At 56.5% G+C, this 23,320-nt stretch carries 20 protein-coding genes; 14 read left to right on the top strand and 6 right to left on the bottom strand.

Going from position 1 to position 23,320, the window contains the following annotated elements:
• Positions 1 to 4: 4 nt before the first annotated feature.
• From WDB70_RS03435 to tilS, 14 genes are read left to right on the top strand one after another with little or no spacing between them, the layout of a single operon-like run.
• On the top strand, positions 5 to 865 hold the full coding sequence (locus tag WDB70_RS03435; RefSeq protein WP_406666646.1) for a phosphatidate cytidylyltransferase: 861 nt from the start codon (positions 5 to 7) through the stop codon (positions 863 to 865).
• Positions 865 to 2,043 carry a 1-deoxy-D-xylulose-5-phosphate reductoisomerase gene (gene ispC / locus WDB70_RS03440; protein ID WP_406666648.1) on the top strand — a complete coding sequence of 393 codons (1,179 nt, stop codon included), beginning with the start codon at positions 865 to 867 and terminating at the stop codon, positions 2,041 to 2,043. The genes WDB70_RS03435 and ispC overlap by 1 nt, the downstream gene beginning before the upstream one ends.
• A complete protein-coding gene (gene rseP, locus WDB70_RS03445) occupies positions 2,037 to 3,374 on the top strand; it encodes a sigma E protease regulator RseP (protein ID WP_406668004.1) in 1,338 nt (445 codons plus the stop codon). The genes ispC and rseP overlap by 7 nt, the downstream gene beginning before the upstream one ends.
• A 27-nt stretch (positions 3,375 to 3,401) precedes the next feature.
• Complete coding sequence (gene bamA / locus WDB70_RS03450) at positions 3,402 to 5,861, top strand: outer membrane protein assembly factor BamA (protein ID WP_406666650.1); 2,460 nt, start codon at positions 3,402 to 3,404, stop codon at positions 5,859 to 5,861.
• Between the two features lie 5 nt (positions 5,862 to 5,866).
• Positions 5,867 to 6,631 carry a uridine phosphorylase gene (gene udp / locus WDB70_RS03455; RefSeq protein WP_406666652.1) on the top strand — a complete coding sequence of 255 codons (765 nt, stop codon included), beginning with the start codon at positions 5,867 to 5,869 and terminating at the stop codon, positions 6,629 to 6,631.
• A 10-nt stretch (positions 6,632 to 6,641) separates the two neighbouring features.
• The gene (locus tag WDB70_RS03460) at positions 6,642 to 7,151 is read left to right on the top strand and encodes an OmpH family outer membrane protein (protein ID WP_406666654.1); all 510 of its coding nucleotides are present in this window, start codon (positions 6,642 to 6,644) and stop codon (positions 7,149 to 7,151) included.
• Positions 7,152 to 7,153: 2 nt separating this feature from the next.
• The gene (gene lpxD / locus WDB70_RS03465) at positions 7,154 to 8,179 is read left to right on the top strand and encodes a UDP-3-O-(3-hydroxymyristoyl)glucosamine N-acyltransferase (RefSeq protein WP_406666656.1); all 1,026 of its coding nucleotides are present in this window, start codon (positions 7,154 to 7,156) and stop codon (positions 8,177 to 8,179) included.
• Between the two features lie 23 nt (positions 8,180 to 8,202).
• Positions 8,203 to 8,655, top strand: coding sequence for a 3-hydroxyacyl-ACP dehydratase FabZ (gene fabZ, locus WDB70_RS03470; protein ID WP_406666658.1), 453 nt, complete (start codon positions 8,203 to 8,205; stop codon positions 8,653 to 8,655).
• Between the two features lie 2 nt (positions 8,656 to 8,657).
• The gene (gene lpxA, locus WDB70_RS03475; RefSeq protein ID WP_406666660.1) at positions 8,658 to 9,428 is read left to right on the top strand and encodes an acyl-ACP--UDP-N-acetylglucosamine O-acyltransferase; all 771 of its coding nucleotides are present in this window, start codon (positions 8,658 to 8,660) and stop codon (positions 9,426 to 9,428) included.
• On the top strand, positions 9,428 to 10,558 hold the full coding sequence (lpxB, locus tag WDB70_RS03480) for a lipid-A-disaccharide synthase (RefSeq protein ID WP_406666662.1): 1,131 nt from the start codon (positions 9,428 to 9,430) through the stop codon (positions 10,556 to 10,558). The genes lpxA and lpxB overlap by 1 nt, the downstream gene beginning before the upstream one ends.
• On the top strand, positions 10,552 to 11,118 hold the full coding sequence (gene rnhB / locus WDB70_RS03485; protein WP_406666664.1) for a ribonuclease HII: 567 nt from the start codon (positions 10,552 to 10,554) through the stop codon (positions 11,116 to 11,118). Before lpxB ends, rnhB begins: the two co-directional genes overlap by 7 nt.
• Complete coding sequence (gene dnaE / locus WDB70_RS03490) at positions 11,118 to 14,624, top strand: DNA polymerase III subunit alpha (protein ID WP_406666666.1); 3,507 nt, start codon at positions 11,118 to 11,120, stop codon at positions 14,622 to 14,624. The genes rnhB and dnaE overlap by 1 nt, the downstream gene beginning before the upstream one ends.
• 30 nt (positions 14,625 to 14,654) lie before the next feature.
• Entirely contained in the window at positions 14,655 to 15,611 is a 957-nt protein-coding gene (gene accA, locus WDB70_RS03495; RefSeq protein WP_406666668.1) for an acetyl-CoA carboxylase carboxyl transferase subunit alpha, read from the top strand.
• Positions 15,611 to 16,840 (top strand): tRNA lysidine(34) synthetase TilS, encoded by a 1,230-nt coding sequence (tilS, locus tag WDB70_RS03500; RefSeq protein ID WP_406666670.1) that lies wholly within the window; start codon positions 15,611 to 15,613, stop codon positions 16,838 to 16,840. Before accA ends, tilS begins: the two co-directional genes overlap by 1 nt.
• Here tilS and WDB70_RS03505 read toward each other — a convergent pair.
• From WDB70_RS03505 to rcsF, 6 genes are all read right to left on the bottom strand, one after another.
• Positions 16,819 to 17,658, bottom strand: a complete 840-nt coding sequence (locus WDB70_RS03505; RefSeq protein WP_406666672.1) for a GGDEF domain-containing protein — start codon at positions 17,656 to 17,658, stop codon at positions 16,819 to 16,821. The two genes, tilS and WDB70_RS03505, sit on opposite strands and share 22 nt — an antisense overlap.
• Positions 17,659 to 17,705: 47 nt before the next feature.
• Complete coding sequence (locus WDB70_RS03510; protein ID WP_406666674.1) at positions 17,706 to 18,848, bottom strand: patatin-like phospholipase family protein; 1,143 nt, start codon at positions 18,846 to 18,848, stop codon at positions 17,706 to 17,708.
• Between the two features lie 83 nt (positions 18,849 to 18,931).
• Positions 18,932 to 20,644, bottom strand: coding sequence for a proline--tRNA ligase (locus tag WDB70_RS03515; protein ID WP_406666676.1), 1,713 nt, complete (start codon positions 20,642 to 20,644; stop codon positions 18,932 to 18,934).
• Between the two features lie 58 nt (positions 20,645 to 20,702).
• Positions 20,703 to 22,208, bottom strand: a complete 1,506-nt coding sequence (locus tag WDB70_RS03520) for an ABC transporter substrate-binding protein (protein ID WP_406666678.1) — start codon at positions 22,206 to 22,208, stop codon at positions 20,703 to 20,705.
• A gap of 38 nt (positions 22,209 to 22,246) precedes the next feature.
• Positions 22,247 to 22,942 (bottom strand): tRNA (N6-threonylcarbamoyladenosine(37)-N6)-methyltransferase TrmO, encoded by a 696-nt coding sequence (gene tsaA / locus WDB70_RS03525; RefSeq protein WP_406666680.1) that lies wholly within the window; start codon positions 22,940 to 22,942, stop codon positions 22,247 to 22,249.
• Positions 22,939 to 23,319, bottom strand: a complete 381-nt coding sequence (gene rcsF / locus WDB70_RS03530; protein WP_406666682.1) for an Rcs stress response system protein RcsF — start codon at positions 23,317 to 23,319, stop codon at positions 22,939 to 22,941. The genes tsaA and rcsF overlap by 4 nt, the downstream gene beginning before the upstream one ends.
• Position 23,320 lies beyond the last annotated feature (1 nt).

Here is a 23,320-nt window from a genome sequence, read left to right on the forward strand (position 1 = left end):
TCACTTGCTCAAGCAACGTATCATCACCGCGTTGATCATGCTGCCGCTGGCAGTACTGATTATCTTCTTCTTGCCGCTGGACTATTTTGCCTGGGCTGTGGCTGTGCTGATCACTGTCGGGGCCTGGGAATGGTCACCCATGGCGGGTATTCACAGCCGTTTCGGCAAGGCATTACTGGCTTTGCTGACCTTTGCCGTGGTAGCTGCCGTGCAATTATGGATACCCGCCTCGCGGCTCTGGGAAGGTGGCCAACCGGCACCGTTACACAGTTTACTGACCATGGCCGGTTCAATCTGGTGGATTGTGGCGACAGTGATGGTGGTGCAGTACCCGCAACCGCGGCGTTTCTGGTGCCAGCAGCGGCGCTGGAAGCTGGTGATTGGCGCCCTGACGTTATTGCCAACCTGGGCTGCCCTGCTGTTGCTGCGTAGCTGGCGTTATGACGCCAACCCGCTGAATGGTGCCTGGGCCATTCTCTTTGTTTTGTTACTGGTCTGGGCTGCCGATACCGGAGCTTATTTTTCCGGTCGGGCGCTGGGACGGCATAAGCTGTCGCCACGGGTCAGCCCCAATAAAACCATCGAAGGGGCCATAGGCGGCCTGGTATTGGCGATGGCCGTCGCGGCTCTGTGCGTTTATCTGCGCCCGGCTCACCTGAGTGCCGGCGCCATTATTACTGCCAGCGTGCTGGCGGCCCTGGCCTCGATTTTGGGTGACCTGAGCGAATCCATGTTCAAGCGGGCTGCCGGTATCAAAGATTCCGGTACGATTTTGCCTGGTCATGGCGGTATTTTGGACCGCATCGACTCTATTACCGCCGCAGCCCCCGTGTTTGTGCTGGTGATGCTGGTGATGGGGGTCTGATGCAGGGCGTGGTGATCCTAGGGGCCACAGGCTCGATTGGTGACTCAACACTGGACGTGATTGCCAGACACCCGGAACAATACCGGGTGGTGGCGTTGTCGGCGTACCGCAATGCCCAGAAATTGCGCGATTTATGTATCCGCTTTATGCCGTCACAGGCAGTGCTGGTGGACGACAGTAAAGCCAGTTGGCTGGCAGCGGAGCTGAAACAGGCCGGTTGCCAGACCGAGCTACTGGTCGGCCCGCAGGCATTGTGTGAGATTGCAGCCCACCCGGATGCCCGCCAGGTGATGGCGGCCATTGTCGGCGCCGCCGGTTTACTGCCCACGCTGGCGGCGGTAAAGGCCGGTAAACGGGTGCTGCTGGCCAACAAAGAAGCGTTGGTGATGTCCGGAGAGTTGTTTATGGCTGCGGTCCGTCAATACGGCGCTGAGCTATTACCCATCGACTCCGAACATAACGCGATATTTCAGTCCCTGCCGGCCGCCTGCCAGCAGGGTGAGGCATTGGCGAGCCAAGGTGTTACGCAAATCCTCTTGACCGGCTCTGGTGGCCCTTTTCGCACCCGGGCGTTGGAGAGTTTCGAGCATATAACCCCAGCCGAAGCGGTAGCACATCCTAACTGGTCCATGGGCCAGAAAATTTCCGTCGATTCGGCCACTATGATGAACAAAGGCCTGGAGTTTATTGAAGCTCACTGGCTGTTTTCCTGCCCGCCATCGGCCATTGAAGTGGTGCTGCACCCACAGAGCATTATTCACTCTATGGTGCGTTATGCTGACGGCTCAGTATTGGCACAAATGGGTAACCCGGATATGCGGACACCCATTGCCCATGCCATGGCTTATCCAGAACGTATGGATGCCGGTGTAGCGCCGCTGGATTTCTTTGCTGTCAGCGACTTTACCTTTGCCAAGCCCGACCCGGCTCGTTACCCCTGCCTTTACCTGGCTACGGCTGCTTGTGCTGCCGGCCAGAGTGCCACCACGGTTCTTAATGCTGCCAATGAAGTGGCGGTTGCAGCCTTTTTGGCCGGCCAGCTGCCATTTACCGGTATTGCGGCGGCTGTCGAGCATGCGCTGGCAGAGCTGGCCACGGAAAAAACAACCGATCTGGATTCTATCCTGAACCTGGATAAGCAGAGCCGGCAACTGACGGAGCAATGGATCAGATGTTAATCGCACTGTGGAATTTGTTCTTTTTCGTGGTGGCTTTGGGGGTACTGGTTACCATCCATGAGTTTGGCCACTTCTGGGTGGCGCGCCGCGCGGGTGTGTTTGTTGAGCGCTTTTCTATTGGTTTTGGGCCACCGCTGTGGCGCCGTCAGGGAAGTGATGGCACTGAATATGTGATTGCGGCTATCCCCCTGGGGGGCTACGTAAAAATGCTCGACGAGCGGGTGGCTGAGGTGCCCGCTGAGCGAGCCCATCAGGCTTTTAATAATAAATCGCTGCGCGCCCGCAGCGCTATAGTGGCCGCCGGTCCAGCAGCCAATATGGTTTTTGCGGTGCTGGTTTACTGGCTGATGTGGATGGTCGGGGTGCCGGCAGTCAAGCCGGTGATTGGCAGCGTCAGTGCGCATTCCATTGCCGCCGCGGCTGGGCTCAAAGCCAACAGTGAAATTACCGCCGTGGGTGACCGTCAGACACGCAGCTGGGATGATGTCAATCTGGCGCTGGTTGGCCATATCGGCGAGCCCAGTATTGCGCTGACAGCTAAGGACCCACGCGGTGTTAGCCACCGTTACCAGCTGGACAGCCGCCACTGGCTGTTTGATCCGGAAAAGCAAAGCAGTGTTGGCAGCCTGGGCATCAAACCCTTTCGTCCAGGGGCCACCACGACCCTCGCGCTGGTGTCAAAAGACAGTGCGGCGGCAAAGGCGGGTTTACAAGCCGGGGATCGCATTGTCGCCTATAACGGCCAGGTAGTGAATGACTGGTCGTCACTGGTTAGCGCCTGGCAGCAACACCCGGCAGAACCACTTTTACTTACTGTTGTGCGACAGGGTGAACGAAAGTCATTCACCGTTGTCCCACAGCTTCGAGATGGGCACGGTTATCTCGGCGTTAGCCCGCAAGTCAGTCCCTGGCCGCCGGGGATGCTGACCGAGATCCGTTACGGGCCCATCGCAGCCTTGCAAGAGGGGGTAAGCCGCACCTGGCAGGTTACGTCTTTGACCTTATCGACGTTGGCCAAACTGGTGACCGGTGAACTGTCATTGAGCAACTTGTCTGGCCCTGTTGCAATTGCGCAGGGGGCAGGGGCTTCGGCAGGTATCGGCTTTGCCTATTTTCTTGGTTTTTTAGGGCTTATCAGTGTTAATCTGGGCATCATTAACTTGCTGCCTTTGCCCGTTTTGGATGGCGGTCACCTGAGCTTCTTTTTGTATGAAGCGATTAGGGGAAAGCCGTTGTCAGAGCGCGCCCAGGAGATGGGGTTCCGGATCGGAACCGCGCTGCTTCTGATGCTGATGGGTATTGCCATATTCAACGACCTCGCAAGATTATAGCGAGGCAAGGACGGATAAATAATTTCAATGAGAGCCGTGCAATCATTGCTTTGTGCCTCTGTGCTGGCAGCCGCTGCTGCGCCCAGCTACGCGATGGAGGCCTTTCAAGTCAAAGACATTCGTATCGATGGTTTGCAGCGGGTTGCGCTGTCTGCCGCTTTGACATACGTACCTGTAAAAAAAGGCGATATCGTTAATCAAGCACGTATCGCGCAACTGATCCGCAGTCTTTACAGCTCCACTCACTTTGAAGATATTGCCGTACTTCGTGATGGCGGTACGCTGATCATCAAGGTCAAAGAGCGGCCCACCATCAGTTCACTGGAGTTTTCCGGTAACAAAGACATCAAAGAAGATCAGCTCAAAAAGAGCCTGAATGATTCTGGGGTGCGAGTTGGCGAGCCGCTTGACCGCACCATGCTGTCGCAGATTGAAAAAGGTCTGGTGGACTTTTACTACTCGGTGGGTAAGTACGACGCCTCGGTAAAAGCTGTGGTGACCACCTTGCCCCGTAATCGGGTAGGCCTGAAGTTTGTCTTTAAAGAAGGCAAGGCGGCAGAGATCCAGCAGATCAATATCGTCGGCAACCATGTCTTCAGCGATAAGGAACTGCTGGACCAGTTCGAACTCAAAGATCACCTGCCCTGGTGGAAGGTGCTGTCTGAAAAGCGCTACCAGAAACAAAAACTGGAATCGGATTTGGAGAACCTCAAGTCCTATTACCAGAACCGTGGTTACCTGCGTTTCAAAGTAGACTCCACGCAAGTGTCCATGAGCCCTGACCACAAGGGGGTGTACATCACCATCAATGTGGATGAGGGCAAAAAGTACAAAGTGAAGTCGGTGAAACTGACCGGCAACCTGCTGGACAAAAAAGAGGTACTTGAGAAACTGGTACCGATCAAGACCGGTGAAACTTACAACGGTGCTGAAGTTACCTTCACCGAGGATATGCTGGCCAAGTTCCTGGGCCGCTTTGGTTATGCCTATCCCAAGGTCAAAACCTACCCGCAGGTGGACGACAACAGCAATGATGTGAACCTGACCATCAATGTTGAACCGGGCTCACGGATCTACGTGCACCAGATCAACTTCGAGGGCAATGAAAGTACCTCTGATGAAGTGTTACGCCGGGAAGTGCGGCAGATGGAAGGTGCCTGGCTGTCCAACAGCCTGGTGGACCTGTCAAAAGAGCGTCTGAACCGCCTGGGATACTTCAAAAAGGTAGACGTCAATACCAATCGCCTGCCTGGTGACCCGGATATGGCTGATGTTGACTTCAAGGTCGAAGAGCAGCCTTCAGGGTCATTGAATGCCGGTATCGGTTATGGCTCTTATGCCGGTCTGTCGCTCAATGCCGGTATTTCCCAGAATAACTGGCTGGGTACCGGTAAGCAGGTGGGCATCAATGTGTCCACTAACCGCTATCAAAAGCAGATCAACCTGAGCTACACCGACCCCTACTTCACCATTGATGCGGTGAGTTTGGGCGGCAATATTTTCTATCAGAATGTGGATTATGGTAATGCCTATCTTGAGGCCTATAGCCAGAGCACATACGGCGCCAGTCTCAACTTCGGTTTCCCGGTTAACGAATATAACCGTCTGAATTTTGGGGTGGGCTACCGTAACTCTGAGCTGAGTTCGGTCTCGGCCTACGAACAGGCCTTGCGCTTTTACCGGGTTTACTCTGACCAGAATATTCTTGACGGTAAGATCCATTACACGGAATACGATCTGCAGGCCGGCTGGTTGAGAAACACTCTTAACCGCGGCACTTTCCCTACGGCTGGCTCCAGTCAGCAAGTGGGGGTGTCGTTGTCGACACCTAACTCGGATATTACCTACTTCAAGCTGAACTTTACTGACCGCCATTACTGGCCGTTTGACATACGCCATCGCTGGGTACTCTCCACCAACCTCAAACTGGGTTATGCCCAGGGATATGGTACCCACAACGGCCAGGATTCCATCCTACCGTTCTGGCAGAACTTCTATGCAGGTGGCTCTCAGACCATGCGCGGTTTTGAGTCCAACTCTGTTGGCCCGCACGCCATATTCCGCCAGAAAATGGGCTACGACGGTACTAATACCCCACCGTATCTGCCTGCGTCGGAAGATCGCATCAGTGTTGGCGGTGCCTTGGGTGGCAATGCCATGGCGGTGGCCACAGCGGAGATGATTTTCCCAACACCGTTCCTGGATGAGTCATATCGCAACTCTATTCGTACCTCGGTGTTTGTGGATGTCGGTAACGTCTGGGATACCGAATTCAACTACAGCAACTACAAAGATCTGACGTTAGCCAACGGTAGTCGTCAGTTTTATGATTACAGTGATCCGGCTGCCTATCGTGCATCTTATGGTTTGAGTGTGCAGTGGATTTCTCCTATGGGGCCGATGGTGTTCAGCCTGGCCCGGCCGCTGAAAAAGCAGCCTGGGGATAAAACACAGTTCTTCTCCTTTAACATCGGGACAACATTCTAAGGCCTATGGCACAGTTTCATCTTGGCATCAGCCAAAGCGATATTCAGGGGGCAACCCTGGCAATTATTCCCGGCGACCCGGCCCGCGTAGAGCGCATTGCCAAACTGTTGGATGAGCCGGTTTTTCTCAAGGCACAGCGTGAATTCACACTGTGGTTGGGTAAGCTGGCTGGTCAATCGGTTGTGGTTTGTTCTACCGGTATCGGTGGCCCTTCGACTTCCATTGCGGTAGAAGAGCTGGCGCAGTTGGGGATTAATATATTTTTGCGCATTGGCACCACAGGTGCCATTCAGCCTGACATTAGCGTGGGCTCAATGATTGTCACTACCGGTTCGGTACGCTTGGATGGGGCCAGCTCCCACTTTGCGCCGATGGAATTTCCGGCAGTGGCGGACTTTGAATGTACCGAAGCTTTGGTCAATGCGGCCCGTGCCGAAGGCGTCGAGCCGCGGGTGGGGGTGACTGCCTCTTCCGATACTTTCTACCCCGGTCAGGAACGTTATGACACCTTTTCCGGTCGTGTGGTCAAGCGCTTTCAGGGGTCATTCAATGAATGGCAGGCCATGGGAGTGCTGAACTACGAAATGGAATCTGCTACCTTGCTGACCATGTGTGCCAGCCAGGGCCTAAAAGCAGGTTGTGTGGCCGGTGTACTGGTAAACAGAAACCAACAAGAGATACCTGATGAGTCTGTCATTGCACAGACAGAGGCACAGGCTATCCGTATCGTCTTGGCGGCTGCTCGGCAGTTGCTGACGAAACCACAATAAGGAGAGAACCTTGAAGAAGTCACTGATTGGTGCGGGTCTGGCTGTAGCGATGACTGCTGCGGTTGCAATGCCTGCTTCTGCTGAAGTCCGTATTGCGGTTGTCGATATGGCTAAGGTATTCCAGAGCATGCCGCAACGCGCTGATCTGGAAAAAAACATGAAAGCACAATTTTCTGATCGCATTGAAGCGGTTCGTAAAATCGAAAAGAAAATGCAAGACCTGCAGGATAAAGCCCGCCGTAATGCCTCGATCATGACCGATGATCAAAAAACGGATCTGGGTCGGCAAATGGAACAGCTGCGCGCTGAATACCAGCTCAAGCGTAAAGCGCTGGATGAAGATGTAGGTAGCGCGCGTCAAAAAGAACGCGATCAGCTGCTGAACATGATCGATAAAGCCGTAAACACTGTTTCTAAAGGCAAATACGACATCGTCTTGCAGCGTGGTGCTGTTGTTTATACCTCCAGTAATGTGGATATTTCCGACAAGGTTATTGCTCAGGTATCCAAAGAGAAGTAATTATGGCTTACAGCCTGGCCAGATTGGCCGAGCTTGTAGGTGCGAAGGTACAGGGTGACGGCACGTTGATGATTGAACGGGTCGCCACTCTGGATAGTGCAGGTGAAGGTGAAATCGCCTTCCTTGCCAACAGTAAATACCGCAAGCACCTCGATAATTCCCAGGCCTCGGCAGTGATCCTGTCCGAGGCCGATTTGCCTTTCCGTGACGGCGCTGCACTGGTGATGGGTAACCCCTATCTGGGGTTTGCCAAAGTTGCACAGTTGCTGGACTCGACGCCGCCTCCGTCTGTGGATATTCACCCGACGGCGGTGATTGCAAAAGACGCCCGTATTGCTGACGGTGTCACTATCGGCCCCTACAGTGTGATTGAGGCCGGTGCCGTACTGGCTGAAGGCGCGCGCATTGGCAGTCATGTTGCGATTGGCCAGCACAGCCACATTGGCGCTCACAGTATTATCTGGAGTCATGTGGCTATCTATCATGACGTTCACCTGGGCGCTCACTGTAAGGTACATGCCAACAGCGTGATCGGTGCTGATGGCTTCGGCTATGCCAATGATGCTGGCCGTTGGGAGCCCATTCCGCAGACCGGTGGGGTACGCATCGGTGATCGGGTTGAAATTGGCGCCGGCACCACCATTGACCGGGGCGCACTGGAGCACACCATCATTGATGACAATGTCATCATCGATAACCAGGTGCAGATCGCCCATAACGTGAAAATCGGTACGGGCAGTGCCATTGCCGGTACCACAGTAGTGGCCGGTTCGGTGACCATTGGTAAATATTGTATTATTGGCGGCGGCTGCGGCATTGCCGGCCACCTGCACATCGCCGATGGTGCCTCTATTACCGGAATGTCGATGGTCATCAAAGACATTACCGAGGCAGGTGTGTACTCAGGCGCTCCGGCCCAGACCAACCGCGAGTGGCGTAAAAGCTCCGCTCGGGTCCGGCAGCTTGATGATATGCATAAACGGCTGAAACGCCTGGAAGATAAGCTGGCTGAGGCCGGTAAAGAATAATGATTTGGGATGATTAACCGCTCATGACAGCAATGAATACCATGGACATCATTGAGGTGCTGGATCACCTGCCGCACCGCTACCCGTTTTTGCTGGTAGACCGCGTCCTTGACTACAAGGTGGGTGAATATCTGGTGGCGCGCAAGAATGTCACTATCAATGAACCCTTCTTTGTCGGTCATTTTCCGCAAAAGCCGGTTATGCCCGGGGTTTTGCTGCTAGAAGCGATGGCTCAGGCAACCGGCATTCTGGCCTTTAAAACGGCTAACCAAAAACCGGAAGACGGGGTGCTGTATTATTTCGCCGGTATCGATAATGCCCGTTTCAAACGGCCTGTGGTGCCCGGTGATACGCTGACCTTCGAAGTCAGCATCTCAAAACTCAAAGCGGGCATCGGCAAGTTCCACTGTATCGCCAAAGTTGATGGCGAACTGGTTTGCGAAGCCGACTTGATGTGCGCCAAACGCGAGATCTAAGCGTGATCGACCCTCAAGCATTTGTACACCCCAACGCCAAGTTGGGAAATAACGTGCGCATCGGCCCCTGGAGCTATATCGGGGACGGTGTGCAAATCGGTGACGACACCGAAATCATGTCCCATGTGGTGGTAAAAGGCCCGACGGTCATTGGCCGGCGCAACCGCATTTTCCAGTTCGCCTCTGTGGGCGAAGAGTGTCAGGACAAAAAATACCAGGGGGAGCCAACCCGCCTGGAGATTGGCGATGACAACATTATTCGCGAATCGGTCACTATTCACCGGGGTACCGTACAGGACCAAGGGCTGACACGCATTGGTAATCACAATTTGCTGATGGCTTATGTCCATGTAGCTCATGATTGTGTGATCGGTGACCACGTCATCATGGCTAACTACGCCGCTCTGGCAGGTCATGTGCACGTCGAAGATTACGTGATCATGGGCGGGCAAAGTGGTGCCCACCAATTTTGTAAAATTGGTGCCCATAGCTTTGTTGGGGCCTGTGCCCTGGTGGTGCAGGACGTACCGCCTTTTGTTACCTGTGCCGGTATGCGGGCAGCGCCTTTTGGCATCAATATCGAAGGCTTAAAACGCCGGGGATTCAGTAAAGAGGCGATCCGGGCATTGCGTCAGGCCTATAAAGTGCTTTATCGCCAGAACCTGACGCTCGAACAGGCGAAAACTGAACTGGCGGTGCTGGCCGAAGGTGAGCCGGCAGTAGCACAGCTGCTGGCCTTCATTGAGCAGTCTGAGCGCGGCATAATTCGCTGATGGCGCGGCCACTAAGGATTGCCATCATTGCCGGTGAGGCCTCCGGGGATGTATTGGGCGCCGCGCTGATGGCAGCGCTGCAACAGCAATACGACGGTGATATTGATTTTGTCGGGATCGGTGGCCCGCAGATGCTGGCGGCCGGTTTTGATAGCCTTTATGACATGGAAGAGCTGTCGGTGATGGGGCTGGTGGAAGTGCTCAAGCACCTGCCGCGGTTACTGACGATTCGCCGCCAGATAGTTCAGCATTTCATTGCCAACCCGCCCGATGTGTTCATCGGTATCGATGCCCCGGACTTCAACCTGGGGGTCGAGCAGCGCCTCAAAGCCAAAGGCATTAAAACCGTACATTACGTCAGCCCTTCAGTGTGGGCATGGCGGGAAAAGCGGGTGCACAAAGTCAAAGCGGCCACTGATCTGGTATTGGCCCTGCTGCCCTTTGAAAAAGCTTTTTACGATCGCTATCAGCACCCCTGTGTGTTTGTTGGCCACCCACTGGCCGATACCATGGCGATTGAGCCGGATATTGCTGCGGCCTGGCAGCAGCTGGGGCTGGTTGAACAGCACCCGACACTGGCTATCTTACCGGGGTCGCGTGGCGGCGAAGTGGCCCGTATGGCGCCGCTGTTCAAAGAGGTTGCGCTGGCATTAAAAGCGGCGATGCCGCAACTGCACTTTCTTATTCCGGCCGCCAATGAGCGGCGCCGCGCCGATATTGAACAACACTTTGCTGATGTGCCTGATGTCACGGTTACCAGTGCCATGGGCCGCGAGGTGATGACAGCCAGTGACGCGGTGCTACTGGCATCGGGCACTGCAACCCTGGAAGCCATGCTGGCAAAAAAACCAATGGTGGTGGCATACAAGCTGCACCCACTCACGCATTGGCTGGCCCGCAGATTGTTACGGGTGAACCGCTTTAGTTTGCCAAACCTTCTGGCCGATGATGACTGGGTACCTGAGTTGATCCAAGACGAAGCCTCGGTAGCCAATATAACCCGGGCCACTGAGGGGGCGCTGAGCGGTGCTCAGGCCATCAACCCGGAACGTTTTCGTCAACTGCACCAGCGCATTCGCCAGGATGCTTCTGCACAGGCCGCCAAGGCGGTATTGGCATTGTTATGTTGATTGCCGGTGTGGATGAAGTGGGCCGCGGCCCGCTGGTCGGTGATGTGGTGACCGCAGCGGTTATTCTTGATCCGGCGCAGCCTATCGCCGGGCTGACCGACTCGAAAAAGCTCACTGCCAAGCGCCGTGAAGCACTGGCAATAGTGATCCGGGAACAGGCGCTGGCCTGGTGTGTGGCCCGGGCAACGCCGGCGGAAATCGACGAATTAAATATTTTCCACGCCACCATGCTGGCCATGCAGCGGGCCGTGGCGGGGTTACCGGCGGTACCGGCACAAGTGCTGATCGACGGTAATAAGGTTCCTGAATTGCCGATGCCGGCACGGGCCATCGTCAAAGGTGACGCTCTGGAGCCCGCCATCGGTGCCGCCAGTATTCTGGCCAAGGTTGCCCGTGACAGTGAGATGGTTGCACTGCATCAGCAATATCCCCAGTATGGGTTTGACCGACACAAAGGCTACCCGACCGCTGAGCACCTCGCCCGGCTCGCCGAGTTGGGGCCCATTGATGCACATCGCCGTAGCTTTAAGCCGGTACGCCGCGCGCTCGGACTGGACTGATGAATACGCCAACTTTCATTCACCTGCGGGTACATTCTGATTTTTCCATGGTGGACGGCCTGGCCAAGGTCGGCCCTATTGTCAGTGCGGCGGCTGAACAGCATTACCCGGCGCTGGCACTGACAGATCAGGGCAACCTGTGTGCCCTGGTACGTTTTTACGGTGCTGCCCATGGCAAGGGCATCAAGCCCATTGTTGGCGCTGATCTGTGGCTGCAAAGCGAGCCCATGGGCGAGCAACTGTACCGGTTGACTGCACTGTGCATGGATAACGTCGGTTATCAGAACCTCACCATGTTGATTTCCAAGTCCTATTTGCGTGGCCACCGGCAAGGCCGGCCGGTAGTCGACCGGGAGTGGCTGGCGCACCACAGCGAAGGGCTTATTTTGCTCTCTGGTGGCCGTGAAGGGGATGTGGGCATTGGCCTGCTCAAGGGCAACCAGGCGCTGGTGGATGAGGCGCTGGCGTTTTATCAGCAGTATTTTGCTGAGCGCTTTTATCTGGAACTGCTGCGCACTAACCGCCCTGATGAAGAAGACTACCTGCACTACGCGGTTGAAGTTGCTGGCCAGCAAGGGTTGCCGGTGGTGGCCAGTAATGAAGTGATCATGCTGGCTAAGGACGACTTTGACGCCCATGAAACCCGGGTGGCCATCCGTGACGGGTACGTGCTGGCCGATCCGCAACGGCCTAAGCGTTACAGCCCCGAGCAGTACCTTAAATCTCCGGCCGAAATGGCGGAACTGTTTGCCGACATTCCCGAGGCGCTGCAAAACAGTGTGGAAATTGCCAAGCGCTGCAATGTCACGGTGCGGCTGGGCGAGTACTTTTTGCCAAACTTTCCGACCGGTGAGCTCAGTACCGAAGATTACCTGGTGAAAGTGTCAGAAGAAGGCCTGGAAGAACGCCTGGCATTCTTGTTCCCGGATGAAGCCGAGCGGGCCAGCAAACGGGGCCCTTATGACGAGCGCCTGCGCATTGAGCTGGGGGTGATAAACCAGATGGGTTTCCCCGGCTACTTTTTGATCGTCGCCGAGTTTATCCAGTGGTCCAAAGACAACAATATTCCGGTTGGCCCAGGGCGGGGCTCCGGGGCTGGTTCGCTGGTGGCCTACGCGCTGAAAATCACCGATCTTGACCCGCTGGAATTTGATCTGCTGTTCGAGCGCTTTTTGAACCCGGAACGGGTGTCGATGCCCGACTTTGACGTCGACTTTTGCATGGACAAACGGGATCAGGTTATTGATCACGTTGCCGAACTTTATGGCCGCGATGCGGTATCGCAGATCATCACCTTCGGCACCATGGCCGCCAAGGCCGTGGTGCGGGATGTGGGCCGGGTGATGGGCCACCCTTATGGCTTTGTTGACCGTATTTCGAAACTGATCCCCGGTGATCCGGGGATGACCCTGAAAAAAGCCTTTGAAGAAGAGCCGCGGCTGCCGGAATTGTACGACGCCGACGAAGAAGTGCGCGCTGTTATTGATATGGCACGCAAGCTTGAAGGGGTTACTCGTAACGCCGGTAAACATGCCGGTGGGGTCGTCATTGCGCCAACCACCATCACCGATTTTGCGCCGATTTACTGTGACGATCAGGGCCAGCATCCGGTAACCCAGTTTGATAAGAATGATGTGGAATACGCCGGCCTGGTCAAGTTTGACTTTCTGGGCCTGCGAACCCTGACCATCATCGACTGGGCACTGGAGATGATAAACCCGCGGCTGCAAAAAGAAGGCAAGTCGCCGGTGGATATTGCCGCCATTCCGCTGACCGACAAACGCAGCTTTCAGCGTCTGCAAAATGCTGAAACCACAGCCGTGTTCCAGCTTGAATCGCGCGGCATGAAAGAACTCATCAAGCGCCTGCAGCCCGATTGTTTCGAAGACATGATCGCCTTGGTAGCACTGTTTCGCCCCGGGCCGCTGCAATCGGGCATGGTGGATAACTTCATCGACCGTAAGCACGGCCGTGAGGAGATCTCCTACCCGGATGCGCAATACCAGCATGACTGCCTGAAGCCTATCCTTGAGCCCACTTACGGCATCATCCTCTATCAGGAGCAGGTGATGCAGATCGCGCAGGAGCTGGCTGGTTACACCCTCGGCGGCGCCGATTTGCTGCGCCGGGCCATGGGTAAGAAAAAACCGGAAGAGATGGCCAAGCAGCGGGCGGTTTTTGCCGAAGGGGCCAAAAACAACGGTGTTGATGCCGAACTGGCGATGAAAATCTTCGACCTGGTGGAGAAGTTCGCCGGTTATGGTTTCAACAAATCGCACTCAGCCGCTTATGCCCTGGTGTCCTACCAGACCCTGTGGCTGAAGACCCACTTCCCCGCAGAGTTCATGGCGGCAGTGATGTCGGCCGATATGGACAACACCGACAAAATTGTCACCCTGGTTGATGAAGTGCGACGGCTGGGCCTGGTTATGCAGCCGCCGGATGTCAACAGTGGCCTGTACAAGTTCACGGTCAATGAACAGGGTGAAGTGGTATACGGCATCGGTGCCATCAAAGGGGTGGGCGAAGGCCCCATTGAAGCCATTCTTGAAGCCCGGCAAAGTGGTGGCCCGTTCAGTGATCTGTTCGATTTTTGTAACCGGGTCGATGTTAAGCGGGTTAATCGCCGGGTGCTGGAAAAGCTGGTGCAATCGGGCGCTATGGACAGCCTCGGGCCGCTAAGCGGCAACCTTAAAGGGCGCCTGGGGGAACAGCGGGCTCGCTTGTTTACTAGCCTGGACGCTGCCATTAAGGCGGCCGACCAGCATGCCAAGGCACAGCGGGTGGGGCAGGGCGACCTGTTTGGCCTGGTCAATGAAACACCGGACGATAATCAGCAGAGCTTTGCCGAAGCGCAACCCTGGCCGGATGAGCAATGGCTGCAAGGGGAGCGGGACACGCTGGGGCTGTATCTGTCGGGCCACCCCATCGACCGCTATCTGAAGGAATTGAAACGGCTGACTCGCTGCCGTTTGTCTGACGTACAGCCAACGCCCAAGGGCAGCAGTTGTGCCCTGGCCGGGCTGGTGCTGGCGGTGCGGCAGATGATCAACAAGAAAAACGGCCGGCGCTGGGCCATTGTCACTCTCGATGATGCCACGGCACGTCTGGATGTCATGCTCTACGCTGATACTTACGAACAATTTCAGGCACTTTTGCAGCAGGATCAGGTTCTCATTGTCGAAGGACAGGTCAGCTTTGATGACTTTTCCGGTGGCTATAGAATGACGGCACGGAATGTGATGACCATCACCCAGGCCCGGGAGCAACATGCCCGCCGCCTGCATCTGTGCATTAATGCCGAGCTGAGTGCCGAGGCTTTGGCCGAGGTGCTGGAACCCTACAGTCAGGGAGTCTGCCCGGTAACGCTACAACTGGCCAACAGCGAAGCCGAAGGGCAGTTGGCACTGGGAACGCGCTGGCGCGTGATGCCAGACGATGCACTATTACATGCCCTGAGTCATCTTCTGGGTAAAGAAGCGGTCACACTGGAGTATGACGCTTAAGGCAACGCTATTTTGGACAACGGATAACTCATGAGCCTTAACTTTTTGGATTTTGAACAACCTATTGCCGAGATGCTCGCACAAATCGAGGAACTCAAGGCGGTAGGGGCCAACAACAACGTTGATCTCAACATTAATGAAGAGATTGGGCGCCTCAAAGACAAATGCGACGATCTCACCAAGAAGATCTTCAGTGATCTCAGCCCTTGGCAGGTAGCCCAGCTGGCCCGGCACCCGCAGCGGCCATACAGCTATGATTACATCGGCCAACTCTTTACGGAGTTCGACGAGCTGGCGGGCGATCGCGCCTATGCTGACGACAAAGCCATCATTGGCGGCATTGCCCGCCTGGAAGCGCAGCCGGTGATGATTATTGGTCACCAGAAGGGCCGCGACGTGCGTGAGCGCACCAAGCGTAACTTTGGTATGCCGCGCCCGGAAGGCTACCGCAAAGCCTTGCGGCTGATGGAAATGGCTGAGCGCTTCAAAATGCCGATCCTGACCTTTATCGACACGCCCGGTGCTTACCCCGGTGTTGGCGCCGAAGAACGTGGCCAGTCGGAAGCCATTGCCCGTAACCTGAAGGTGATGTCGAGTCTGAAGGTGCCGGTGGTCTGTACCGTTATCGGTGAAGGCGGTTCCGGTGGCGCCCTGGCCATTGGCGTTGGTGATCGGGTCAACATGCTGCAGTATTCCACCTATTCGGTGATCTCGCCGGAAGGGTGCGCCTCCATCCTCTGGAAAAGTGCCGAAAAGGCCAGTACCGCAGCAGAAGCCATGGGCATCACCGCTGATCGCCTGAAAGAGCTGAAGCTCATCGATAACATTATTGATGAGCCACTCGGTGGCGCGCACCGCAATATGCCGCTGATGGCCGAACGGCTGAAAGCGCGGCTGGTGTCGGATCTGGACGCACTGCGTGGGCTGGATACCGACACTCTGCTGGATCAGCGTTACCAGCGATTGATGGGCTACGGCTACTGCTGATGTCTGTGCAAGACGCCCTGGAACGTGAACTCGGCCCCCGCCTTGGCGGGGGCTCTGTCGTTCTGGCGCTCTCCGGTGGCCTGGACTCCATGGTGCTACTGGATGCCTTGGTGCCATTTTGCCGGCAGCATCAGGTGCGCCTGCGGGCGGTGCATGTGCATCATGGTTTATCAACATGGGCGGATGATTGGCAGCAACATTGCCAGCAGCAGTGCCAGCAGCGGCAGGTACCGCTGAGGGTGCACACTGTCAGCCTGCATCGTCAACCCCGGCAAAGTCTCGAAGCCCTGGCCCGGGAAGCCCGCTATCAGGCGCTGGCACATGAGCTGCAAACAGGAGATGTGCTTGTTACGGGCCATCACCTGGACGATCAAGCAGAAACATTCCTACTGGCGGCTCGCCGTGGCGCCGGTATTGAAGGCCTTAGTGCCATGCCGGTAGCCCGGCCTTTTGCCGCTGGCCAGCTGTTGCGGCCGCTGCTGGCACTGAGCCGCCAGCAGCTGCGGCACGAAGCCGAGCAGCGGCAACTGCGCTGGGTTGAGGACGATAGCAACCGCAACACCGATTTTGACCGCAACTTTCTGCGCCATCAGGTGTTGCCGTTACTGGAACAGCGGTTTGCCGGTTTTGCCAAAGGGCTGGCCCGCAGTGCTGAGCTGCTGGCCGAGCAGCTACCGGCGCAGCAATGGCTGGTGGCGCAGCAGTTGTCGGCCCATTGCCATCCGGATGGCAGCCTGGACTTACAGGGCCTGCCGCCAGCGGTAGCGGCCTTGCTGTTACGGCAGTGGGCGGGGCCGCTGCCATACCGGCAAATCCAAGAAGTGCTGCGCCAACACCAAGCGCGTGCTGACGCTGAAGTACGGGTTGGATCGCTGGGGCGTTTTCAGGGGCGCTGGTATCAACTGCCGGTCTTACCGTTACCGGCAGTAGCGCTAGAGTGGCGTACCGGGCCAGGGTTGGCAGGTGACTGGCACCTCACCAGTGGTGTGGCTGGCAGCACCCGCTTTCACCCGCAATACCGCCACAAAGCCCGGGAACTCAAGAAACTTTGGCAGGAATGGGGTATTCCCCCCTGGTTACGCCCACACTGGCCGCTGCTGATTAATGCCGCAGGGGAATTGGGGGCTGTGCTCGGTATCGCGCTGAGTCAGCAGCATGTAACCGCGCAGGGCCGGGTGCCATGCTGGCAGAACGTGCCAGCTGCCTGTCAGCCTTTTCTCAGGCACTGACGACCTTCTGCCTTGGCCTGATAAAGGGCCAGATCGGCGCGCTTTTCCAGCATCTCATGGCTGTCGTACGGTTGCCATTGGCTGAGCCCCATACTGACGCCAACGTTATGCTCGCGGATAAACGGATCGTCGGTCAGGCTGGTCAGTAATCGCGTCGCCAGGCAGGTTGCCCCTTGCTCCTGAGTGTCCGGCAACAGTACGGCGAACTCATCGCCACCGAGGCGAAAGCAGCCATCTTCAGTGCGAGCCACCGTTTTTAGGATTTGCGCTATGTGCTGCAAGATGGCATCGCCACGCTGATGGCCAAAGCGATCATTGACCGGTTTGAAGTGATCCAGATCCAGCAACAGCAAGCAAAACGGATGCTGGTGGCGCTGTGCCAGGCAACTCAGACGTTGCAGCAACTGTTCATAGCCGGCGCGGTTACCCAGCTTGGTCAGCGGGTCGGTTTTGGCCAGTGCCAACGCCTGCTGGTGCGTTAAGGCATTGGCCAGCGCCGGCACCAGCGCTTCATGCCACTGACTAAGTTGGTGTTCTTGCCAGGTGCTAAGGGGCTGGCTGAAACCATAGTGGATGATATCCAACCCTTCACGGTCACTGCGCAGCTGGCGTTCACATACTGCCGTGGCAAAGCGCATGGGCGGAATGTCGGCAAGGGTAATGGTCGCCAGTGGCAACTGCTTTCTTGCCAGGGCGGCAAAACGCATCAGTACCTGTAATGGTTCAAGGCTGTAATGCAATGACAACACTTCCGCTGGTTCCGGGCAGGCACCAGGCTGCGTCTGCGCTTGGCGCAGATGATAGGAACGAAATTGCATGGCCAGACCCTCGCTCGAGTAGAGATACTACGGTCTTTATGCAATTGTTACGCCATTATCCCCAGAAACGGTGCCAGAGCATCCTTTTGCCGTTCAGCGTCAGCATCGCCTAGTGCCATCAATTGTTGGCAAAAAGGCCCTTCAAACAATAAGTAAGAGAGTAATGCCGACTCGCCATCATTGCTGGCACCGGCCCGTTCAAGTAGCCAGCGCAACATGGGTGGCAACAAGGAAAAATACTGCGCAGCGATAGCGTCAATATCCTGACTCGGTTGTACCACCATGATATCCAGTGGCTTGAGTTCCATTTTTTGACGTTTACGTCCGGGGATCAACTCCAGGGTTTGATTGATGCGCCAGGCCCGTTCCAGGTCGGCATTGAGGGCATCACTGAAAATGGTATCAAGAAGATACCCGGCAATATTGCCAGCTGAAGGCGGGTGCTCTGGCCTCAATGCGGGAGCATGTGGCACGGCATGTTGCGTACCGATAACGAGAATTTTCTCGGCACCGAGGTGGATCACCGGACTCAGCGGGCTGAGCTGATTGATGGTGCCGTCAGCAAAGTACTGATTGCGAATGCGTACCGGCGGGAACAAAAAAGGCAGCGCTGCACTGGCCAGCAGGTGCGACTCATTAATGTGTGCCCGCTCTCCGCTGCGGCGGGCCCGTTGCCAGGGAGAGCTGATACTGGCTGAGCTGTAAAAGCTGACAGAGGTGCGTTTAGAGTAAGACGACGCGGTAACGGCCAGCGCCCGCAGGCGGCCATGGCGAATGTGATGGTCAATGCGGGCAAAGGGAATTTGCTTGACCAGCAACTGTCGCAGTGGTGAGGGATTCAGCAGGCTAGGGGGCACCGACTGAGCGTAGTCGGCCTGAAACAGGCGGCCGATGCGCCGGCCCAGGTGGCCGAGCATACGCATTCTATCCACATAAAAGACCTGGCCGGTATGGAATTGCCCCCAGACCATCTCCAGCCGCCGTACACCGCTGCACAAACAGGTGGCCCAAGTTGCCAGGGCGGTGGCATTGATAGCGCCGGCGGAGGTGCCGCTAAGGATCTGAAACGGGAGCGGTTGGCGCACACCTTGCCAGCGGGCAATGGCGCGTAGCACACCAACCTGATAGGCGGCCCGGGCGCCGCCGCCGCTGAGAATAAGGGCTGTACTCGATGGTGATACCATCAGCATGTCCGTTTGCCAGAGTCACTTCAGGTTAACGCGGAAACACCTTGAATCAAAACACAAAAAAACCGCCCGTAGGCGGTTTTTTATCAGGCCAGTTGTGCCTGCAGATGGCTGACCACCTTATCCAACGGCAGGGAGGTCTTGTCGCTACCACTGCGCTGCTTATATTCCACTTCACCGTTATCCAGGCCGCGTTCGCCAATGATGATGCTATGGGGGATCCCCACCAGCTCCATATCGGCAAACATAACGCCTGGGCGTTCTTTGCGGTCATCAAACAACACGTCAATACCGGCTGCCATCAACTCCTGGTAAAGCCGCTCGGCGGTTTCCTGGACACGGTGTGACTTGTGCATGTTCATCGGGATCAGCGCTACCGAGAACGGCGCAATGGCGTCAGGCCAGATGATGCCTTTGTCATCATGGCGCTGCTCAATGGCAGCGGCCACCACCCGGGATACACCAATGCCGTAACAACCCATTTCCAGCACGCTAGCCTTACCTTGTTCAGACAATACGGTGGCCTTCATAGCTTGGGAGTACTTACTGCCCAGCTGGAAGATATGGCCTACTTCAATACCGCGCTTGAGTTGCAAGGTGCCTTGGCCACAGGGGCTGGGATCGCCTTCAACGACATTACGAATGTCAGCCACTTGGGTGTACTGGGTATCGCGTTGCCAGTTGATACCGAAATGGTGCTGGCCGTCGTTGTTGGCTCCGGCGGCAAAGTCGCTCATCACTGCTACGCTGCGGTCAACAATCACCGGCAGGCTCAGGCCTACCGGACCAAGAGAGCCGGGGCCGGCGCCAATGGCGGCGCGAATGGCTTCTTCACTGGCAAACGTCAGTGGCGCGGCGACCTGTGGCAGCTTCTCGGCTTTAATGCTGTTGAGCTCGTGGTCGCCCCGTACCAGCAGCGCAACCAGCGGGGTTTCTTCGCTGGCCCCTTCGACGATCAGGGTCTTAACGGTGCTGGTAATGGCTACGTCAAACTGTTCGACCAGAGCCTGAATGGTTTTGGCTTCCGGGGTATCGACCAGGCGCAGCTCTTCGGTAGGAGCCGCAGGTGCTGCAGCCGGTGCCAGCGCTTCTGCCATCTCGATATTGGCGGCGTAATCAGAGCCACTGGAAAAGGCAATCAGATCTTCACCGCTGTCAGCCAGAACGTGAAATTCATGAGATGCCGAGCCACCAATTGAGCCGGTATCGGCCACAACCGGGCGAAAATCCAGGCCCAGGCGGCTGAAAACATTACAGTAGGCCTGGTGCATTTTCTGGTAGGTTTCTTCCAGGCTGGCCTTGTCCATATGGAACGAGTAGGCGTCTTTCATCAGAAATTCGCGGCCACGCATCACGCCGAAACGGGGCCGTACTTCGTCACGAAACTTGGTCTGAATTTGATATAGATTCAGTGGCAGCTGTTTGTAGCTGGACACTTCATTACGCACCAGCGCGGTGATCACTTCTTCGTGAGTCGGGCCAAGTACGAAGTCACGATGGTGGCGGTCTTTGAGGCGGCACAGCTCCGGGCCGTATTCGTCCCAGCGGCCAGATTCCTGCCACAGTTCTGCCGGTTGCACCACCGGCATAGACACTTCTACTGCGCCGGCTTTGTTCATTTCGTCACGGACAATGGCCTCTACCTTGCGCAGGGTACGCAGGCCTGTCGGCAGCCAGGTATAAAGTCCTGCTGCGATCTTGCGAACAAGTCCGGCCCGCAGCATCAGCTGGTGGCTTTTGACTTCCGCATCAGACGGTGTTTCCTTCAAAGTGGACAACAGGTATTGACTGGTACGCATGGCGATAAACTGCCCGACAGTTAAAAAAGGTCGATAGTGTACCAGCCTCTTGCCAGCCCTAGAAGCCCTGCTGGCGGGCCAAACGCTGCTCTTCAGCGAGGGTGATCTGATGGCCCAGATCGACACTGGGGTTGATGGGAGTGGTGATCACTGACAGCGGCAGTTCCAGCGCTTGGCCAAGCTGGCGTTGCAGTTCGTGGACAAACTGTTCGGCCATGGGGTGATTGTCGGCACGCAGGTACAACAACAAACGCGGGCCATCGCCCCGCGCCAGCATGTCACCGGGTAGCAGCTCGCGTTGCAAGCGCTCTGCCAGCGCCTTGAGTTTGTCATCGGCAGCACGGATACCATGGCGGTGATTAAGCAGCTCAAGGTTATCGATATGCACAATGGCCAGCCAGGCGCGTTGCGGCTCCTGGTTCAGCACCCGGCAAAAGCGGGGCCGGGTGGGCATGCCGGTAATGGGGTCGTGGTCACGGCGGTGTTCAACTTTGGCCAGTCTGGTGCTCAGGCGGTGTAAGCGGATGCGGTTTTTCTGCCAGCGCCAGGCCAATACGGCACTGGCCAGTAGCAATAAGCCACTAAGCAGTATCCATGGCCAGTGCGGGCGCACCGTCTGTGAGGGCTGATAAACAAAGTCCGCAATGTTACTGACCCGGGGAATTTGCCCGGTTTGATAGAGCTGCCTGGCGATATGTTGCAGCCGCCGCAGATTGAGGGTGCCGAGGTTGATCATATCCGCCATGATCAGTTGCTGGGCAGTATCAAACTCAAAACGCATGTGCCCTTCAGACTGGGTCAGCTGATAACGCTGGCGGATCACCTGTAAGGTTTCTTCAGGGTGGTCCAGCGCGTAATTCCAGCCTTTTAATGAGGCAGCACGAAAGGCCGCCACGGTTTTCGGGTGTTTGGCCAGATATTGGCGGCTGGTAAACAGCAGATCGGAATAAAAATCCATACCCATGGCGCGAGGGTCAAAGATCCGGTAGCTGACGCCCAGTTGATCCAGCAGGTAAGGCTCGTTCGTCAAATAGCCACTGAAGGCATCGACTTTGCCGGTAATGAAAGCCTGAATGTCGGTTGATGTGGTGACCCGCTGCAAATCGCTACCTTTGATGCCGGCTTTGGTCAGCATGGCCATGATTTCCGGGTTAAGGTCGCCCGGAAACAGCATCACCTTACGGCCTGCCAGATCGGCTAGGCTGGTAATATGGCGGTCGCCACGGGTGATCAAGACATTCGGGGAGTGCTGGTAAATGGCTGCCAGAGCAACAAAAGGGTAGCCTTCGGCCCAGAGCGTGAGGACTTCCATATTGCCGACGCCAAACTGGGCTTTGCCTTCGTTAACCTCCACCACCGGGATATGGTTACCGTCCCCGGCGCGGATACTGACATCCAGCCCGGCATCGCGATAAAAGCCTTTAGCCTGGGCCATGTAGTAACCGGCGAACTGGGGCTGGTGGTGCCAACGCAGTTGCAGTACCACTTTGTCGGCAGCAGCACGGGCAGGCGCCAGCCACAGCAGTGGTGCGATGAACAGTATCAGGCGCAGGCAGTAACCCATGGTAGCGTCTTTTTTATCCCTGTTGTTTTCACTATCGGTCAAGGTTCAGACGGAGTAAAGGGCTGCACATCCTCAACCAGCACTCCTTGCTCAGCAACTCGAAAAAGCACATTCAGGCTATCCAGGTGCACACCGTACTGGCGCTCTTGGTGGTGGTAAGCCGGGCGTGGGTCCTGTGCCAGTACCTGCGTAATAAAATCCTGCAAGTGGCCTTTACCGAGTTTATGCAAACTGGCCAGGGAACCGGCTTGCCAATGTACGGGCAGCGCTATCGGCGGTGCCGGGGCATAGCCGGCGCGGGCGTCAATAATGGCGTCGGCGTAAGGCAAGTAAGGCTTGATATCGAGTACCGGTGTACCGTCCACCAGATCAACACCGGCCAGCTGTAAACGCTGGCGCTGATGGTCAATGGCAACCAGCTCCACTACCGACATTCCCAGCGGATTGGGCCTGAAAGTAGAGCGACTGGCAAAAACCCCGGTCTTGGCGTTGCCTCCCAGTCGCGGCGGCCGCACCAGTGGTTGCCATGAGCGGTGCAAATGCTCGTGAAATACGAATATCAGCCACAGATGCGAGAAGGCTTCCAGGTCGCGCAGGCTGTCACCACCGTAACCGGGTGCCAGCTCCAGCCAGGCTTTAGCTGCCGGCACCAGACCGGGCTGGCGGGGCACGGCGAATTTTTCTTTGTAGGGACTGTGGATCTGACCGATGGCCGCAAACGAGAAAGTACTCATTTTTCGGCTTGAATGCGCAGTGCCTGCCCCTGGCAAACTACCTGAGTAATGCAGCCGGGGGCAGCGTCGTCGCCGCTGAGGGTCAGGCACTGGCGTACCAACAGTGCATTGGCTCCGAGTTTCGCCGCTTTGCGGCGGGCATCGGTGCGGGCATCACTGGCGTTGGCGGGAGGCAGGTTGGGCTGCTGCTGGCAGCTGTCGCCGCTGACCATGGCCAGCACCTGATAGGACTGGCCGGCCAGACTGTCGGCGGTCACCAGTTTGACCCCGGACGGGGCAAAATAGTGGCTGAAGTTTTCTTTATCGAGGTTGGTGTGCACAGCGTACTGACTGGCGCAGCCAGTCAGTAGCAATGGCAGCAGCACGGCGGCTCTCATC

Source organism: Gallaecimonas aegicerasi, from assembly GCF_045291545.1.
Lineage (GTDB): Bacteria > Pseudomonadota > Gammaproteobacteria > Enterobacterales > Gallaecimonadaceae > Gallaecimonas.

What these genes read in the sequence shown, in the direction of transcription:
- lpxD (WP_406666656.1), top strand. Translation starts at nt 7,154, where the DNA reads ATGGCTTACAGCCTGGCCAGATTGGCCGAGCTTGTAGGTGCGAAGGTA.
- WDB70_RS03510 (WP_406666674.1), bottom strand. Translation starts at nt 18,848, where the DNA reads ATGCTGATGGTATCACCATCGAGTACAGCCCTTATTCTCAGCGGCGGC.
- accA (WP_406666668.1), top strand. Translation starts at nt 14,655, where the DNA reads ATGAGCCTTAACTTTTTGGATTTTGAACAACCTATTGCCGAGATGCTC.
- tsaA (WP_406666680.1), bottom strand. Translation starts at nt 22,942, where the DNA reads ATGAGTACTTTCTCGTTTGCGGCCATCGGTCAGATCCACAGTCCCTAC.
- udp (WP_406666652.1), top strand. Translation starts at nt 5,867, where the DNA reads ATGGCACAGTTTCATCTTGGCATCAGCCAAAGCGATATTCAGGGGGCA.
- WDB70_RS03515 (WP_406666676.1), bottom strand. Translation starts at nt 20,644, where the DNA reads ATGCGTACCAGTCAATACCTGTTGTCCACTTTGAAGGAAACACCGTCT.
- rcsF (WP_406666682.1), bottom strand. Translation starts at nt 23,319, where the DNA reads ATGAGAGCCGCCGTGCTGCTGCCATTGCTACTGACTGGCTGCGCCAGT.
- tilS (WP_406666670.1), top strand. Translation starts at nt 15,611, where the DNA reads ATGTCTGTGCAAGACGCCCTGGAACGTGAACTCGGCCCCCGCCTTGGC.
- WDB70_RS03520 (WP_406666678.1), bottom strand. Translation starts at nt 22,208, where the DNA reads ATGGGTTACTGCCTGCGCCTGATACTGTTCATCGCACCACTGCTGTGG.
- rnhB (WP_406666664.1), top strand. Translation starts at nt 10,552, where the DNA reads ATGTTGATTGCCGGTGTGGATGAAGTGGGCCGCGGCCCGCTGGTCGGT.
- rseP (WP_406668004.1), top strand. Translation starts at nt 2,037, where the DNA reads ATGTTAATCGCACTGTGGAATTTGTTCTTTTTCGTGGTGGCTTTGGGG.
- fabZ (WP_406666658.1), top strand. Translation starts at nt 8,203, where the DNA reads ATGACAGCAATGAATACCATGGACATCATTGAGGTGCTGGATCACCTG.
- WDB70_RS03505 (WP_406666672.1), bottom strand. Translation starts at nt 17,658, where the DNA reads ATGCAATTTCGTTCCTATCATCTGCGCCAAGCGCAGACGCAGCCTGGT.
- dnaE (WP_406666666.1), top strand. Translation starts at nt 11,118, where the DNA reads ATGAATACGCCAACTTTCATTCACCTGCGGGTACATTCTGATTTTTCC.
- lpxB (WP_406666662.1), top strand. Translation starts at nt 9,428, where the DNA reads ATGGCGCGGCCACTAAGGATTGCCATCATTGCCGGTGAGGCCTCCGGG.
- ispC (WP_406666648.1), top strand. Translation starts at nt 865, where the DNA reads ATGCAGGGCGTGGTGATCCTAGGGGCCACAGGCTCGATTGGTGACTCA.
- bamA (WP_406666650.1), top strand. Translation starts at nt 3,402, where the DNA reads ATGAGAGCCGTGCAATCATTGCTTTGTGCCTCTGTGCTGGCAGCCGCT.